This window comes from Saccharopolyspora sp. NPDC000359, assembly GCF_040300525.1.
GTDB lineage: Bacteria > Actinomycetota > Actinomycetes > Mycobacteriales > Pseudonocardiaceae > Saccharopolyspora.
In genome coordinates, this window is sequence record NZ_JBEPDU010000009.1 from 135,100 (window position 1) to 150,634 (window position 15,535).

Here is a 15,535-nt window from a genome sequence, read left to right on the forward strand (position 1 = left end):
GGTCAGGGGCGTTCGGGTTCTCGGGCCTCCTCGCGGGTCGCTTGTTCGGGGATGGCCGCTCGATCGGGGAAGAGGCGGCGCGGGGGCTTGGTGAGGTAGGGCCGTCCCAGCCGGTTCAGGAAGAACGCCGGGGCGAACAGCGGAACCACCGCCGACAGCGCCGCCGCCGTCACCCCGGCGCGCAGGACGTCGCGCGGCAGCAGCACCGCCTGCCGGTCGACGAAGCCGCTGCTCATCAGCGCCGCCAACCAGAGGACGACCACGAAGCACACCATCGTCCCCACCGCCAGCAACACCGCGGGCTGGTAGCCGAGGCGCTCCGCGCCGACCATCACCGCGACCCAGCCGAGCAGCGCGGGGAGCTGGCCGCGCTCGGTGGTCGCCGCCCACAGCAGGCCGCCGAGCACCGCGAGCCCGGCACCACCGCTCTGCCACGCCTCCGACAGGCGCTCGGACCAGGCACCGGTGGCCAGGCCGAGGCGTTCGACGAAGTGGCCTAGGACGTCCAGCGCGCTGGGGCGGTCCGGTCGGGTGGTGAACTGGCCGAGGATCCAGACCAGCGACCACAGCGACACGGCGAAGGCCAGCACCTGCTGCCACCGTGGTCGGTCCAGCGCGGCCCGGTACAACCGCGCCAGTTCCCGTTGTCGCGCTTGCACAACCACCCCTGTCGTCGATGTCGGCGGCGGAAACGATGGTCGGCCAGCGGTGGTCGCGGGGGCGGGGATTGATCAGATCGGGGGCGTGTTGCGGTCAGCTCCAGAAGGTGCCTGGGCCGGAGGTGCAGACCCCGCTGCTGGCGCAGGACGGTGGCAGCGGGCGCACCGCGGACCCGTCGACCAGCCACTGCCCGCGCCCGTCCGTGGAGACCAGGAACCGCCCGAGCGGGTCGGCGGACAGCCGGGCGGTGCCCGCGGTCAGCTCCGGGGCCTGGAACGGAACGCCAGCGCCGAGCTTGCGACCGCTGTCGGTGGCGTAGGTGGCCACCCGCGCCTGCCCGGCGCCGCAGGCCGGTGGTTCCAGCGCGGCGATGTCCCCCCTCGTCCAGGCGATCGCCACCGGGCTGCACCCGTCGGACGCCGCTTCGACGTGGTCGGTCAGCGAGTTCGCCCCCGCGGCGAGCACCAGCACGGACGCCTGGTCGCGGCCGGGTTCGGTGGCCAGCAGTGCCAACTGACCGCTGTCGGACAGGGCGAGGTCGTCCACCCGCATCCCGGGCGGGAGCGCGATGCGCTGCTGCTGCTCGCCGCGCAGCACCACCACCGCGTCACCGTCCTGGTAGGCGACCTGCCCGCCGCCCGCGGTCAGCAGCCGGGCGTCACCGATCGGCACCGGCAGCACCTGCTTGGCACCGTCCGCGGCCACCTCGACGAGCTGCCTGCCGCCGCTCGTGGTGGTCACCGCGAGCACCCGGTGCCGGTCGGTGGCCAGCACCTCCGGGTCGGCACCGGGGATGTCGGAGAGCACCCCGTTCTGCCGACCGGAGTAGATGTCGAACGAGGCGATCACCCCGGGCTCGGGCGCTGCCAGGTAGCTGTTGGGCTGCACGCTGACCGGCGTGGGCTGCTGCTGACCGGGCAGGACCGCCACCGCCACGACCAGCGCCACCGCCGCCGCGGCCACCGCGCCGACCGCCGCGAACAGCGGGCGGCGGCTCGGCTTCCGCCGCCGCGCGGCGGCGAGCACCTTGGGCAGCGCGTCGGGGCTGGGTTCGACGTCATCGACCAACCGGTGCAGCTGCGTGCGCACCACTTCCACGTCCCACGTGCTGTTGCCGTCCTTCACACCCGCTCCCCCAGCAGCTCAGACAGTCGCGAGACGCCCCGCGAGCAGTACGACTTCACCGCGCCTCGGCTGCATCCCATCACCTCGGCGGTGCGGGACTCGCTGAGGTCGGCGTAGTAGCGCAGCACGACGGCCTCCCGCTGCCGACGCGGCAGCTTGGCCAGCGCGGCCGCCAGCACGGCGCGGTCGACGCCGCGCCCGGTGTCGTCCGGTTGGCAGTCCTGGGTGGCGAGCTTGGGCTGGTACTTCTTGGCGACCAGGCGCCGCCGCAGCATCGAGCGAGCCCGGTTGAGCACCGCCTGCCGCAGGAACGCCAGCGCCTTGTCCGGATCGCGCAACCTGGTGCGCGAGTCGAACACCCGCACGTAGGCGTCCTGCACGATGTCCTCCGCGGAGGCCCGGTCGTCGACCAGCAGGACGGCGATGCGCAGCAGCTGCTTGTAGTGCTCCTGGTAGAGGTCGGTGAGCTTGCTCGTCAGTTCATCCATTGCCGCCAGCCCGTCGCCCGGCCGGGCGGTTGCGGGCAATGCGATCGACACCGTCACATCTCTGCACGACGCGCAAGACCCCCTCCGTGGTTGCGACCGGTTTCCACTCGTTGTCGATCGACGCCACCCAGCCCGGCGGCGGAGTTTACCGATGCAGTCGCTGTTGATCATCTCGTGGCGCTTTTGCGCAGGTGCCCGCACCCGGATGGATCATGCCGACTCCCCCTGCCCGCACTACCGTCTACCGCAGCTGGTCCAAGACCCGGGGAGGACCCGATGCAGTTCGGCGTTTCCGCGTTCATCACCGACGAGGGCATCAGCCCGGCCGACCTCGGCCGGGCACTGGAGGAGCGGGGCTTCGACGCGCTGTTCGTCGCCGAGCACACGCACATCCCGGCGAGCCGGGAGACGCCCTACCCGATGGGCGGCGACCTGCCGCGGATCTACTACCGGACGCTGGACCCGTTCGTCGCGCTGACCGCGGCCGCGGCGGCCACCGAGCGCCTGCTGGTGGCCACCGGGATCGCCCTCGTCGTGGAGCGGGACCCGATCACCACCGCCAAGGAGGTGGCCAGCCTGGACCTGGTCTCGGGTGGCCGGTTCCTGTTCGGGGTGGGTGCCGGGTGGAACCGCGAGGAGATGCGCAACCACGGCACGGACCCGGCGACCCGCGGCGCGCTGATGGACGAGCGGATCCGGGCGATGCGCGCGATCTGGACCGAGGAGGCTGCGGAGTTCCACGGCACCCACGTCGACTTCGACCCGATCTACTCGTGGCCGAAGCCGGTCCAGCGGCCGCACCCGCCGATCTACGTCGGCGGGGAGAGCGAGCGGGCGATCGCGCGGGTCGCGGAGTACGGCGGTGGCTGGTTGCCGCGCGGCGGCACGGAGAACCTCGACGCGCTGGTGCCCGAGGTGCGCGACCGGGCGGGCTGGCGGGTGCCGGTCTCGGTGTACGGCGCACCGCGCGACCAGTCGGTCATCGAGTCCTACGCCGCGGCCGACGTCGACCGCACGTTGTTCCTGCTGCCCACCCAGGGCCGGGACGACACCCTCCGCGTCCTCGACGAACTGGCCGAACTCGCCGCACGCCTGCGCTGACCGCGATTCCCGTCGGAGGTGAACACCTGAATTCGACGGAGGCCGCGACGCCGGACCGCCGACGCCGCGTGCCCTGCTGCGCCGCGTCTTACATCCTGGTTACTTCCGTGCCACGGGCTGGACATTCCGCACGCGCGCGCCGATCCTCGTCTCTGCTGCGCACCTGACCTCCCGCGCAGCGCGCATCCGCAGGAATGGAGTCCGAGGACGGTGGCAACGAACACGGAGCCGAGCTCTGGGGCAGCTCGGAAACGCAAGATGACGCCCAAGGAGATCGCCACCTGGGTCCTGGTGGCGATCGTCGGCGCGGTCGCCTGGGGCATCATCGCGCTGAGCCGCGGTGAGGAGATCTCCGCGGCCTGGCTGGTCTTCGCGGCCCTCGCCTCTTACGCGATCGGGTACCGCTTCTACGCGCGATTCCTCACCTACAAGGTGCTCCGGGCCGACGACACCCGCGCAACCCCGGCCGAGCGGCTGAACAACGGCACCGACTTCCAGCCCACCGACCGGCGGGTGCTGTTCGGGCACCACTTCGCCGCGATCGCCGGGGCCGGTCCGCTGGTCGGCCCGGTGCTGGCCGCGCAGATGGGCTACCTGCCGGGCACCGTCTGGATCATCGTCGGCGTCATCTTCGCCGGTGCCGTGCAGGACATGGTGGTGCTGTTCTTCTCCACCCGCCGCAACGGCCGCAGCCTCGGGCAGATGGCCCGCGAGGAGATCGGTCCGGTGGGCGGTATCGCGGCGCTGATCGCGGTGCTGGCCATCATGATCATCCTGCTGGCGGTGCTGGCGCTGGTCGTGGTCGGCGCGCTGAAGGGCTCGCCGTGGGGCACCTTCTCCATCGGCATGACCATCCCGATCGCCCTGTTCATGGGCTTCTACCTGCGGTACCTGCGGCCGGGCAAGATCGTCGAGACCTCGGTGATCGGCGTCGCCCTGCTGCTGCTGAGCATCGTCGCGGGCAGCTGGGTGGCCGACTCGGCGCTGGCCGGGTTCTTCACCCTCTCCGGCAACCAGCTGACCTTCGCGCTGATCATCTACGGGTTCATCGCCTCGGTGCTGCCGGTGTGGATGCTGCTGGCGCCGCGCGACTACCTGAGCACCTTCATGAAGGTCGGTGTGGTGGCGATGCTGGCGGTGTCGATCCTGGTGGCGCTGCCGGCGATGAAGACCGAGGCGATCACCGAGTTCGCGCTCAACGGCGAGGGGCCGGTGTTCTCCGGTTCGCTGTTCCCGTTCGTGTTCATCACGATCGCCTGCGGTGCGCTCTCCGGCTTCCACGCGCTGGTGTCCTCGGGCACCACGCCGAAGCTGCTGGAGAAGGAGTCGCAGGTCCGGGTCATCGGCTACGGCGGCATGCTCACCGAGTCGTTCGTGGCGATCATGGCGCTGGCCGCGGCGTGCATCATCGACCCCGGCCTGTACTTCGCGATGAACATGCCCGCCACCGCGCTGGGCGAGACGCTGGAGTCGGCGTCGCAGGCGGTGGCCGGGTTGGGCTTCCAGATCTCACCCGAGCAGCTGGCCGCGGCCGCGGCGGCGGTGGACGAGGAGACGCTGGTCGGCCGCAGCGGCGGCGCACCGACCCTGGCGGTTGGCCTGTCCGAGGTGTTCTCGCAGGTCATCGGCGGGGATGCGATGAAGGCGTTCTGGTACCACTTCGCGGTGATGTTCGAGGCGCTGTTCATCCTGACCACGGTGGACGCCGGGACCCGGGTCGGCCGGTTCATGCTGCAGGACACCGTCGGCAACGTCTGGAAGCGCTTCGGCGACGTGAGCTGGAAGCCGGGCAACTGGCTCGCCAGCGCGGTGATCGTCGGCGCCTGGGGCTACTTCCTGTGGGCGGGTGTGAACGACCCGCTGGGCGGCATCAACCAGCTGTTCCCGCTGTTCGGCATCGCCAACCAGCTGCTGGCGGCGGTGGCGCTGGCGGTGGCCACCACGGTGCTGATCAAGTCGGGGCGGGCGAAGTACGCGTGGGTCACGCTGGTCCCGCTGGCCTGGGACGCGGCGGTCACGTTGACCGCGAGCTGGCAGAAGATCTTCTCCGCCGACCCGAAGATCGGCTTCTTCGCGCAGCGCGCCGCCTACCAGGCCGCCCTGGACGCCGGGGAGACCAGCAAGGGCACCGCGCACACCGTGGAGGAGATGCAGAAGGTCGTGGTCAACTCCACCGTGGACGGCGTGTTGAGCATCCTGTTCGCGGTGCTGATCCTGATCGTGCTGGTGGACGCGGTCCGCGTGTGGATCAAGGCGCTGCGCGCCTCCGAGCCGCTGCCGACCACCGAGGAACCGCACGTCGAGTCGGAGCTGTGGGCCCCGTCCGGGCTGATCCCGACGGCCGAGGAGCGCCGCATCCAGCAGGAGCAGGAGGCGGCGAAGGCCGGAGCGGGCACATGACGGTCCTGACCAGGCTGCGCGGCACCGCCCGCACGGCCTGGCAGATCATGCGCGGGGTGGTGGGTGAGAACGCCTACGAGCGCTACCTCGACCACCACCGCCGCAACCACCCGGGCGAGGAGCCACTCGGGGAGCGGGAGTTCTGGCGCCGCCACGTCGACCGCCAGGACGCCACCCCCGGCTCCCGCTGCTGCTGACAGACGAGGCGAAGGGCACCTCCCGCCACCCGGCGTGGGGTGCCCTTCCTGCTGCCCAGCGGAGGTCGCCAGCCGTGGGACGGGGCGGGTTGGGCGCTGCGGTGGAAAACCAGTTCCGGTGTGGAGGGTGGAGCGGGAAGAATCCGGGGCATGGAGTTCAGCGGGTTTGATGCGCGCGGGTACCGGACCGTGGACGTCCGGACCGGGTACGGGGAGTGGGTCGGCAAGTACGAGGACACCGTCGAGGACGTCATGGACCTCGCGCTGCTGGAGCGGCTGCGGGAACCCGAGTGGGCCGCCGTCGGGCGCGCCGCCGACCTCGGGTGCGGGACCGGGCGGACCGGGCAGTGGTTGCGGGGCAAGGGCGTCCCGTCGATCGACGGCGTCGACCTGACCCCGGAGATGCTCGCGCTGGCCCGGCAGCGCGGGGCGCACGACCAGCTCACCGAAGCTGACGTCACCGCCACCGGGCTGGATGAGGGCGCCTACGACCTGGTGGTCTCCTCGCTGGTCGACGAGCACCTCGCCGACCTGTCGCCGTTCTACCGGGAGGCCGGGCGGATCGCCGCGCCGAAGGCCGCGTTCGTGCTGGTCACCTTCCACCCGCACTTCATCATGACGGCCGGCATGCCCACCCACTTCACCAACGACGCCGGGGAGTCGGTGGCCATCACCACGAACGTGCACCTGATCAGCGACCACGTCACCGCGGCGCTGGCGGCCGGCTGGCGGCTCGCCGAGCTGCACGAGGGGCTGATCGACGACGCCTGGCTGGCGGTGAAGCCGAAGTGGGAGCGGTTCCGCAACCACCCGATCTCCGCCGCCTACGTCTGGCGGAAGGACGGCTGAACCGGGAATGCGGGCCAGGTCGGGGGTGTTCGTCGAGGCATGAGCACTCCACTTGGGAAGATCGGCATCTGGCGGGCTGCTGCGCAGCTGGACGCGGAGCTCGCGGCTGAGGTCGAGCGGCTCGGCTACGGCACGGTCTGGGTGGGCGGTTCGCCGCCCGCGGACCTGGGCATCGTCGAACGGCTACTCGACGCGACCCGCGAGATCACCGTCGCCACCGGGATCGTGAACATCTGGAACTCCCCCGCCGAAGCCGTCGCCGAGTCGTTCCACCGGATCGACGACAAGCACCCGGGGCGCTTCCTGCTGGGCATCGGGGCCGGGCACCGGGAGGCGAACACCGACTACCGCAAGCCCTACCAGGCGCTGGTCGACTACCTCGACGTGCTCGACGCCGCCGAAGTCCCGAAGTCGCAGCGGGTGCTCGCCGCGCTCGGCCCGAAGGTGCTCCAGCTCGCCCGGGACCGCGCGGCCGGGGCCCACCCGTACCTGACCACTCCCGAGCACACCCGCAGCGCCCGGGAGATCGTCGGCGACGCGCTGCTCGCGCCGGAGCAGAAGGTCGTCGTCGACACCGATCCACAGCGCGCCCGCGCGACCGGCCGCGAGTCGGTCAGCATGTACCTGAACCTGGTCAACTACACCCGCAACCTGGAACGCCACGGCTTCTCGGCGGAGGACGTCACCCCGCCCGGGACGGAACGCCTGGTCGACGCCCTGGCCCTGCACGGCACCGCCGAGCAGATCGCCGGAGGCATCAGCGCGCACCTCCAGGCGGGGGCGGACCACGTGAGCGTCCAGGTCCTGGGCGACCCGGTGCCCGCCTACCGCGAACTGTCCCAAGCACTGCAGCTGCGCTGATCCCCGGCAGCGGGCCCTCACGGTGTCACCGCCCAGGAAGCTGGTCACGCCGTTGAGGACCCGCTGCAACCCGAACTCGAACCAGCCGTGCACCGCGTCCCGCCCAGGGCGGTGCTCCGGCGGTCAGTTCGGTTCAACCACGAGTCCCGAGCCCCGGCCGCTGGATCACCACGCGTCGATGCGCGCCCCGATGTCCGGCAGCGCCGGCGAATCCGCGACCACGATCCGCCCGTCGGCCGCCCCGACCAACCTCCCGGACGGCCCACCGCCAACCCATGTGGCGTGCCCAGCCCGGGATGGCACCGCGAACTCACCTGCCGAGAACTTTCCGGCCCCCTCGAAGCATCATTTCCGGCCAGCAATGGCAGAAAAGCGGCTCGCTCGAAAAAACGCGGAAAAAGCGCGAACGCGCATTTTCCGCGGCTGTTCCACCAGGTGATGCGTGGGGCAGGTGGGACTTGAACCCACGACCTGACGGATTATGAGTCCGCTGCTCTGACCTGCTGAGCTACTGCCCCCGTGGCGTTGGCAACACAGGCGATCGTAGCGAGGTGCCGGGGGGTCATGACCTTCGGGTGGACCCGCCGAGCGGCCTAGCGGACGATTGGTCGGACCGGTCGAATGTGCTGCGCATGGCGCTGCGCCGACCGGACTAGTCGGTTGTTCCGGCATGAAGGAGGGCGGCGCACCGCAGTGCGCCGCCCCGTTGGTCGCTACCCGCTCAGCCGATGAAGTTGAAGACGTCGAACGTGCCGGTGAGCTGGCCGATGACCACCATCGCGGCCATCAGCGCGGTGATCCCGGCGACGGTGAGCACCGCCAGCACCACCAGGTACACGAGCGCCTTGATCGGCTTCGGCAGCTTGGTCACCGAAGCCAAGTCGGGCAGCGCGAGGTGCGAGTTCTTGCCGATCCCTGGTGCGGACATCCTGACTTCCCCCGTCCTGTAGTCAGTCCCCTCGGACCACTGCTGGAGAGACGAAGCACAACGGCAATCCGTTGCGCGAAACGCATCACGAGTTCGTTTCGGTCAGCAATCGGCCGGATCAACCAGCGTCGTCGGTCGTCGGTCCGCGGGTCACGCGGCTCGCACAAATCATCTGCGCCGAGGCCGTGGACCGCGAGTCGAGCACGGACATGATCGCGCACTGATCCGGGATTGTTATCCATCCCGGCACCAAGTAGCCCGGACAGGTGAACCGCAGTCGTCGCGACCACGAGGCCGCGACCGCCCTGCCCGGATGTTGCCACTGCGAAAACCGCTTCAGCGCACCGCTTCCCGCGTCCGCGTTCGCTGCTGATCACCCCGATTGCGGTACCGAAGTACTCACCACCGATCTTAGCGAACGCGACAGCAGCACCCGCGACGCGGCACGTGTTATCGCCATCACTTGGCGGCGTCCGCTTCGGACACCTCGAGTCCACTGTGCGGAGAGCCCCGCGCTCGGCTGCCGTTCGCCGCCGAGCCGGGCATCCGCTGCCCGGCGGGCTAGCGCGGCAGGACCTCGCGGAGCCGGGGCTCGAAGGCCGCCGGGTCGTCGGCGAAGCCGATGTGGTCGCCGGGGAACAGCACCGGATCAACCCTTAGCTCGGCGGCGAGCGCCTTCGAGGTGCGCTCGCACAGCAGCCCGCCCGACTCCTCCCCGATGCCGATCACGACGCGGGCTGACGCCGCGCGCAGGGCCGCGAGGTCGGGTACCCAGTGCGCGGTGCCGCGGAGCATGTGCGCGTGCTGGTAGTGGTCGTCGGCGATCTCCTGCTCGTCCCGCTCGACGCCGAAGACCTCCCCGACCGCCTCCGGCGGCATGTCGATGTTGGCCATGGCCAGGAACTTCCGCCACGCGCCCACGCGGTCGCCGGACAGGTGGCTGGCGATGATGTCCTCGGTGCTCCCGCGCAGCTGCTCGCGGTCCGGCAGCAGCTCGCACAGCGGCGGCTTGTGGGCCACCGCCGTGCTGACCAGGTCGGGCCGCGCCTGCACCAGGGCCAGCGCGCTGACCGCTCCGCCGCTGGAACCGAACACCGCGGCCGGTCCCTCGTCGACGTGGGCGATGAGGCGGGCGAGGTCGTCGGCGCGCAGCTCGGGCGTCGAGTCCTGCTCCGGGTCGTCCAGCGGGCTGCGGTTGATGCCGCGCGGGTCGGTGGTGAGACCGCGTGGTCGACAGCGAGCCGGTCGGCGAGGCCCTCGAACGGCCTGGCGTCCATCGGCGCGCCGACCAGCACCACGAGCGGCCCACGCCCGCGCACCTCGTAGTGCAGTCGGCCGTCGGGCACCCGGAGCAGGCCGGTGGTGGGGGCGTTAGTCATGGCGGTCCTCCTCGAGAAGTGGTTCACCGGTGTTGACCGCCGACGTGCGGGCAGAATCATCGCGGTGAGCGAGATTTCTCCAAGCGCGGTGGACGACCGTGACCTCGCCCTGGCGCGCAGGGGCGACGACGCCGCGTTCAACCGGCTCGTGGCTCCGCTGCGCCGGGAGCTGCACGCGCACTGCTACCGCATGCTGGGCTCCACCCACGACGCCGACGACGCCCTCCAGGACGCCTTGGTGCGGGCGTGGCGCGGGCTCACGCGGTTCGAGGGCCGCAGTTCCGTCCGAACCTGGCTGCACACCATCGCCACCCGCACCTGTCTGGGCACCATCGCCAGCCGCGGCAAGCGAGCGCTGCCCGTCGACCTCGGGCCGTCCAGCGAGCACGTGGTGATCGACGACGTCCCGCTCACCGACGTCGCGTGGCTGGGCCCGTACCCGGACGCCGGGCTCAGCAGCGGTCGCGCCACACCGGAGGCGCGCTACGAGCAGCGGGAGGCCGTCGAGCTCGCCTTCGTCGCAGCGCTCCAGCACCTGCCCGGCAACCAGCGGGCGGCGCTGCTGATGTGCGAGGTGCTGGGGTTCTCCGCCGCCGAGATCGCCGAGGCGATGGGCACCTCGACCGCGTCGGTCAACAGCGCGCTGCAACGCGCCCGCCGGGTCGTGGCCGAGGAGGCCCCGGCCCGAAGCCAGCAGTGAACGCTGCGGCAGCTCCGGGACGAGCGGGTGCGGGAAGTCATCACGGGTTTCGCCACCGCCCTGGAACGGGGCGACGCCAACGCCATGCTCGCGCTGCTCACCGAGGACGTCACCTGGTCGATGCCGCCGCTGGCGCGGTGGTACCGCGGCGTCGAGGCGGTGGTGGACTTCGCCGTCCAGGTTCCACTGAGCACGTGCGGGTCCTGGCGGCACCTCTCGACCAGCGCCAACGGCCAGCCCGCCGTGGCCTGCTACCTCCGCAGCGACTGCGGGACCGCGCACCGCGCCTGGGCGATCAACGTGCTCACCTTGCACGACGGCCTGATCCGGGAGATCACCGCGTTCCTTGGGCCCGAGCACTTCGCGGCCTTCGGGCTGCCTGAGGAGCTGCGGTAGCGAATTCGCCCGGGCGGCGCAGGATTGGGCCGCCCCGGCGAACCCCGGAGCACCGGATCGGCGACGATCCGCCACCGCGGTGCCGCCGCCGAACTCGTCTGGCCGCCACCACGACACGGGTGCCGCAGTCCCGCTCACCGGGTGCGATCCGCGTTTCGGCCGGGGGCTTCCGCGCGGACGGCACCATGGGGTGCGAGCCGGAAACACTGGGGAGCAGCCGTGACCGTGATCGCGTTCTCCGACGACGACCAAGAACACGAGCTGGACGCGCGCCGACCGGACCTGGGGCATCCCGGGAAGTTCCACCGCGAGCGCTTCCACCAACGCCGAACACCCGCCCACCTGCGCTACGCGCGCTGCATCGAACGCCACCCCGTCCACCTGCGGCGCAACCCCGGGGCGAGCGACAACTTCCACTGGGCGCACCTGGCCGGGCGCACCTGCACGCGCGGCATCCCGGCGGAGCCCACGGCGCAGCAGGTGCGCAAGATGCTGCGCGCTCGGACGGCGGTGGCCTTCGACCGGGCCGGGAACGCGCGCAGCGGCTCGACCCTGCGGTTCGAGTGCCCGGACGGCACCCGGTTCCCCCTGGCGGTCCAGGTGCACCGCGCCGGAGCCGCACCGGCGGGCGAGGTGCCCTGCGTGCGGCTGATCCGCCCCGCCCGCACCGAGCACCGCGACATCGCCGACCTCAACGTCTTCGCGGTCGGCGTCGTGCACCCCAGCTGGGAGGACTGCGGTCGGGGCAGCCAGTGCTGGCGCCGTCGGCTGCGCGGCACCGACCGCTGCCCCGGCCACCTCCAGTGGCGGAGCACGGTGCACGGCGAGCAGGTCGTCGACGCGACGACGTCGCGCTACGAGGGCGCGGCCACGATGCTGCGCATCGACACCTTCGCCGCGCGCATCACCAGCGGCGAGCTGGTGATCATCGAGGTCGACCGGGACGACCGCCCAGCCCCCTTCCCGGTCATCTCCACCCCCGACGCCGTCGAGCAGGCGGCGCGGTACGGCGCGGAGCTCTCCGAGTGGCGGGCGCGCACCAACCTCGGCCGCATGGCGGTCCAGGCGCGGGAGATCGCCGTCGAGCGCGGCGCGCTCGTCCGGTCCGTCCCGGACGTGGGGCGGTTCCTCGACCAGCTGGCGGCACCGGGCAGCACCGTGGTGACCGGGGAGGTCCTCCTGGTGCCAACGCAGTCCGACCGCGACCGGATCAGCGCCCTCGGCGCGGATCGGGAATGGCCGGGACGCCTCCTCGACGTGATCGCGATGCCGATCGGACGAACGGGAACCCTTTAGCTGGAATATTCCACGAATTGCTGGGGCGGAAATCGCCACGAATCGTGAACTGATTTCCGATCGAGTGCTGTACCTTGGGGTCGATCTTGGCCCGCGCACGAGGGGACAGCCACGATGACGGAAACCCCGGGACCGCTGGAACGACTCGTCGGCTCCGCAGCCGGGACGGACCACGTGCCTGTGCAGATCAACACCGACGAGGTCTCCATCGCCCGCATCTACGACTTCGCGCTCGGCGGCAAGGACAACTTCGCCGTCGACCGGGCCGCGGCCGACGCGATGATCGCGGTGGTCCCGGAGACCATGCTGCTAGCCAAGGCGAACCGGTACTTCGTGCGGCAGGCCGTGCGCTACCTGGTGGGCGAGGCCGGGATCCGGCAGATCATCGACATCGGGTCCGGGCTGCCCACCGCGGGCAACGTGCACGAGATCGCGCAGGAGATCGCCGCCGACACGCGCGTCGTCTACGTTGACAACGACCCGATCGTGCTCGCCCACAGCCGCGCCCTGCTGGCCGCCAACGACCGGACCACCTTCCTCAACGCGGACCTGCGCGAACCCGAGGCGATCTTCACGCACCCCGAGACCAAGCGGCTGATCGACCAGTCGGAGCCGTTCGCCGTGCTGCTGGGGGGCGTGCTGATGCACCTGGAGGACGAGGAGGACCCGGAGGGGGTGGCCGCCGGGATCCGCGACCGCCTGCCCTCCGGTGGTTTCCTGCTGGCGTCCAACACCTGCGACAACGGCGAGCCGCGCGCCCGGGAGCTGTCCCGGGTCTTCGCTGAGAAGGGCATGGGCGGTCGCTGCTTCCGCACCTGGGACGAGCAGATCCGCTACTTCGACGGCCTGGAGCTGGTCGAGCCCGGCCTGGTCCCGCACAACCAGTGGCGAGCGGGTCCGGACATCCCGGAGCCGGACAGCCCGGCCCACTCCCTGCACATCGGGGCCGTCGGCCGCAAGCCCTGACGCCGCTGGTCCCAGCACCCCTTGGCAGGGTGAACCGGATCACGTAACCTCCTGTCTCCGGAAAACGTGAATTTGGTTCGCATTCACCGAGGGGTGCTGGTCCATGCCCGTTGCCAGGAGGCAGGTGCTGGCCGCTGCTGCGGCAGCGCCGCTGGTCGCGTCCACGCTCGGCGGCCCCGGCGCCGCAGCCGACACCACCGGGAACCCCGGGCAGTACCTGGTCGGGCGAGGCATCGCCGACGTCACCGGCCCAGCCGCCGAGAACGGCATGATGGGCTACTCGATGCCCCAGCAGCAGACCGCGGGCATCCACCTGCGCACCCTCGCGCGCGCGTTCGTCGTCGACGACGGCCACAAGCGCGTCGTGTTCGTGACCGCCGAGCTCGGCGCGTTGTTCCAGTCGGTGCACCAGGGAGTCCTCCGCAAGCTCCGAGACACCTACGGCGACCGCTACACCGAGCAGAACGTGCTGCTCAACGCCACGCACACGCACGCGGCCTGCGGTGGCGACTCGCACTACGCCGCCTACGACCTGTCGATCCTCGGCTTCCAGGAGCAGACCTACAACGCCGTCGTCGACGGCATCACCGAGGCGATCTCCCGAGCCCACGACGACCTCAAGCCCGGCACCCTGCACCTGGGCCGGGAGGTGTTGACCGACGCCAGCGCGAACCGGTCGCGCAGCGCCTTCGACCGCAACCCCCAGTCCGACAAGGACCACTTCCCGCTGGCCATCGATCCGGCAGTGACCGTGCTGCGTTTCGCGCAGGGCAACCGGGACGTCGGCGCGATCACCTGGTTCGCCACCCACGGCACCTCGATGACCAACACCAACCGGCTGATCAGCTCGGACAACAAGGGCTACGCCGCGTTCGCCTGGGAGCAGCTGGACCCGGACTTCGTCGCCTGCTTCGCGCAGACCAACGCCGGTGACATGTCGCCGAACCTGGAGCTCTCCCCCGGTTCCGGCCCGACCGAGGACGAGTTCGACAACACCCGGATCATCGGCGACCGCCAGTTCCGCGCCGCCAAGTCCGCCTTCGACACCGCCCGCGAGCAGGTCACCGGCGCGGTGGACCACCGGATGTGCTTCGTCGACCTCTCGGCGGTCGCGGTCGACGGGCGGTACACCCCCGACGGCCAGCAGCACACCACCTGCACCGCGGCGATCGGGGTGTCCATGCTGGCCGGGAGCCGCGAAGACGGTCCCGGCCTGCCGATCCCGGAAGGCATCCGCAACCCGTTCCTCGACTGGCTGGGCGGCGCGGACGTGCCGGTCCCGGACTGGCTGGCCGACGCCCAGGCCCCGAAACCGGTCGCGGTGCCGTTCGGCGCGATGCAGCCGTACCCGTGGTGCCCGGAAGTGCTCCCGCTGCAGCTGATCCGCATCGGCCAGCTGCACCTGGTCGCCGTGCCCGCGGAGTGCACCATCGTGGCCGGGCTGCGGATCCGCCGGGCGGTCGCCGAGGAGCTGGGCGCACCGCTGGAGAACGTGCTGCTGCAGGGCTACGCCAACGCCTACAGCCAGTACGTGACCACGCCGGAGGAGTACGACGCACAGCAGTACGAAGGTGCGTCGACCCTGTTCGGCCGCTACACGCTGCCCGCCTACCAGCAGGAGTTCGCCCGGCTGGCCGCGGCGATGCGCGCCGGGACCGAGGTGCCGCCGGGCCCGACCCCGCGCGACCTGCGCGGCAAGCTGATCAACTTCCAACCGGGCGTGGTCTTCGACGACAAGCCGCTCGGCCGCGAGTTCGGCGAGGTGCTCACCGAACCGGCCAGCCGCTACCGCCGGGGCGAGCACGTCAGCACGGCGTTCGTGACCGGTCACCCGAAGAACGACCTGCGCCGCGGCGGCACCTTCGTCGAGGTCCAGCGCCAGGTGGGCGGCCAGTGGCGGCGGGTGGCCGACGACCGGCACTGGTCGACGAAGTACCACTGGTCCCGCAGCGGCCCGGCGACCTCGACGGCGACGATCACCTGGGACATCCCGCCGAACACCCCGGCGGGCCGCTACCGCGTCGTCCACCACGGCGACTGGAAGAACGGCTGGAACGGCGAGATCACGGCCTTCACCGGCACCACGAGGACCTTCGTCGTCACCTGACGCCAGGGGTCGTGAGTGCGTAACAGTGTTCGAACACTGTTACGGACAGAACAACCACAACCCCCCCCCCCCCCCCGGCGGG

At 71.2% G+C, this 15,535-nt stretch carries 15 protein-coding genes and 1 tRNA gene; 10 read left to right on the plus strand and 6 right to left on the minus strand.

Translation table 11 applies throughout. The features are described from left to right. Window positions 1–2: 2 nt before the first annotated feature. The 3 genes from ABT324_RS09005 to ABT324_RS09015 form a co-directional block, all read right to left on the minus strand. A complete protein-coding gene (locus ABT324_RS09005) occupies window positions 3–659 on the minus strand; it encodes a hypothetical protein (protein WP_351174069.1) in 657 nt (218 codons plus the stop codon). 94 nt (window positions 660–753) lie between these two features. Next, window positions 754–1,785 carry a hypothetical protein gene (locus ABT324_RS09010; protein ID WP_351174071.1) on the minus strand — a complete coding sequence of 344 codons (1,032 nt, stop codon included), beginning with the start codon at window positions 1,783–1,785 and terminating at the stop codon, window positions 754–756. Next, on the minus strand, window positions 1,782–2,273 hold the full coding sequence (locus tag ABT324_RS09015) for a SigE family RNA polymerase sigma factor (RefSeq protein ID WP_351174074.1): 492 nt from the start codon (window positions 2,271–2,273) through the stop codon (window positions 1,782–1,784). The genes ABT324_RS09010 and ABT324_RS09015 overlap by 4 nt, the downstream gene beginning before the upstream one ends. Window positions 2,274–2,549: 276 nt before the next feature. Between ABT324_RS09015 and ABT324_RS09020 the strand changes: the two genes are divergently transcribed. The 5 genes from ABT324_RS09020 (at window position 2,550) to ABT324_RS09040 (ending at window position 7,681) form a co-directional block, all read left to right on the plus strand. After that, the gene (locus tag ABT324_RS09020) at window positions 2,550–3,374 is read left to right on the plus strand and encodes an LLM class F420-dependent oxidoreductase (protein ID WP_351174077.1); all 825 of its coding nucleotides are present in this window, start codon (window positions 2,550–2,552) and stop codon (window positions 3,372–3,374) included. A 258-nt stretch (window positions 3,375–3,632) separates the two neighbouring features. Then, the gene (locus tag ABT324_RS09025; protein WP_351174080.1) at window positions 3,633–5,774 is read left to right on the plus strand and encodes a carbon starvation CstA family protein; all 2,142 of its coding nucleotides are present in this window, start codon (window positions 3,633–3,635) and stop codon (window positions 5,772–5,774) included. After that, window positions 5,771–5,971: a YbdD/YjiX family protein gene (locus tag ABT324_RS09030; protein ID WP_351174083.1), complete on the plus strand. Its 201-nt coding sequence runs from the start codon at window positions 5,771–5,773 to the stop codon at window positions 5,969–5,971. The genes ABT324_RS09025 and ABT324_RS09030 overlap by 4 nt, the downstream gene beginning before the upstream one ends. 150 nt (window positions 5,972–6,121) lie before the next feature. Then, entirely contained in the window at window positions 6,122–6,820 is a 699-nt protein-coding gene (locus ABT324_RS09035; RefSeq protein ID WP_351174086.1) for a class I SAM-dependent DNA methyltransferase, read from the plus strand. Between the two features lie 39 nt (window positions 6,821–6,859). After that, window positions 6,860–7,681, plus strand: a complete 822-nt coding sequence (locus tag ABT324_RS09040; RefSeq protein ID WP_351174089.1) for an LLM class F420-dependent oxidoreductase — start codon at window positions 6,860–6,862, stop codon at window positions 7,679–7,681. Window positions 7,682–8,124: 443 nt separating this feature from the next. On the opposite strand, the gene ABT324_RS09045 is transcribed toward ABT324_RS09040, so the two are convergent. The 3 genes from ABT324_RS09045 to ABT324_RS09055 form a co-directional block, all read right to left on the minus strand. Continuing rightward, window positions 8,125–8,199: transfer RNA gene (locus tag ABT324_RS09045), tRNA-Ile, on the minus strand. A 203-nt stretch (window positions 8,200–8,402) separates the two neighbouring features. After that, window positions 8,403–8,609 (minus strand): hypothetical protein, encoded by a 207-nt coding sequence (locus tag ABT324_RS09050; protein ID WP_351174092.1) that lies wholly within the window; start codon window positions 8,607–8,609, stop codon window positions 8,403–8,405. Window positions 8,610–9,170: 561 nt separating this feature from the next. Beyond that, window positions 9,171–9,704, minus strand: a complete 534-nt coding sequence (locus tag ABT324_RS09055; RefSeq protein WP_351174095.1) for a hypothetical protein — start codon at window positions 9,702–9,704, stop codon at window positions 9,171–9,173. Window positions 9,705–10,052: 348 nt separating this feature from the next. Between ABT324_RS09055 and ABT324_RS33410 the strand changes: the two genes are divergently transcribed. The 5 genes from ABT324_RS33410 (at window position 10,053) to ABT324_RS09075 (ending at window position 15,453) form a co-directional block, all read left to right on the plus strand. Beyond that, the gene (locus ABT324_RS33410; RefSeq protein WP_502949716.1) at window positions 10,053–10,688 is read left to right on the plus strand and encodes an RNA polymerase subunit sigma-70; all 636 of its coding nucleotides are present in this window, start codon (window positions 10,053–10,055) and stop codon (window positions 10,686–10,688) included. Window positions 10,689–10,715: 27 nt separating this feature from the next. Continuing rightward, window positions 10,716–11,084, plus strand: coding sequence for a nuclear transport factor 2 family protein (locus tag ABT324_RS33415; protein WP_502949717.1), 369 nt, complete (start codon window positions 10,716–10,718; stop codon window positions 11,082–11,084). 219 nt (window positions 11,085–11,303) lie between these two features. Further along, window positions 11,304–12,380 carry a hypothetical protein gene (locus ABT324_RS09065; protein ID WP_351174098.1) on the plus strand — a complete coding sequence of 359 codons (1,077 nt, stop codon included), beginning with the start codon at window positions 11,304–11,306 and terminating at the stop codon, window positions 12,378–12,380. Between the two features lie 114 nt (window positions 12,381–12,494). Then, window positions 12,495–13,346 carry an SAM-dependent methyltransferase gene (locus ABT324_RS09070; protein ID WP_351174101.1) on the plus strand — a complete coding sequence of 284 codons (852 nt, stop codon included), beginning with the start codon at window positions 12,495–12,497 and terminating at the stop codon, window positions 13,344–13,346. Window positions 13,347–13,449: 103 nt separating this feature from the next. Beyond that, a complete protein-coding gene (locus tag ABT324_RS09075) occupies window positions 13,450–15,453 on the plus strand; it encodes a neutral/alkaline ceramidase (RefSeq protein WP_351174104.1) in 2,004 nt (667 codons plus the stop codon). Window positions 15,454–15,535 lie beyond the last annotated feature (82 nt).

Excerpts from the sequence above, each read along its gene's own strand:
- ABT324_RS09030 (WP_351174083.1), top strand. The coding sequence starts at position 5,771 with ATGACGGTCCTGACCAGGCTGCGCGGCACCGCCCGCACGGCCTGGCAG.
- ABT324_RS09075 (WP_351174104.1), top strand. The coding sequence starts at position 13,450 with ATGCCCGTTGCCAGGAGGCAGGTGCTGGCCGCTGCTGCGGCAGCGCCG.
- ABT324_RS09015 (WP_351174074.1), bottom strand. The coding sequence starts at position 2,273 with ATGGATGAACTGACGAGCAAGCTCACCGACCTCTACCAGGAGCACTAC.
- ABT324_RS09035 (WP_351174086.1), top strand. The coding sequence starts at position 6,122 with ATGGAGTTCAGCGGGTTTGATGCGCGCGGGTACCGGACCGTGGACGTC.
- ABT324_RS09070 (WP_351174101.1), top strand. The coding sequence starts at position 12,495 with ATGACGGAAACCCCGGGACCGCTGGAACGACTCGTCGGCTCCGCAGCC.
- ABT324_RS09020 (WP_351174077.1), top strand. The coding sequence starts at position 2,550 with ATGCAGTTCGGCGTTTCCGCGTTCATCACCGACGAGGGCATCAGCCCG.
- ABT324_RS09025 (WP_351174080.1), top strand. The coding sequence starts at position 3,633 with ATGACGCCCAAGGAGATCGCCACCTGGGTCCTGGTGGCGATCGTCGGC.
- ABT324_RS09050 (WP_351174092.1), bottom strand. The coding sequence starts at position 8,609 with ATGTCCGCACCAGGGATCGGCAAGAACTCGCACCTCGCGCTGCCCGAC.
- ABT324_RS09040 (WP_351174089.1), top strand. The coding sequence starts at position 6,860 with ATGAGCACTCCACTTGGGAAGATCGGCATCTGGCGGGCTGCTGCGCAG.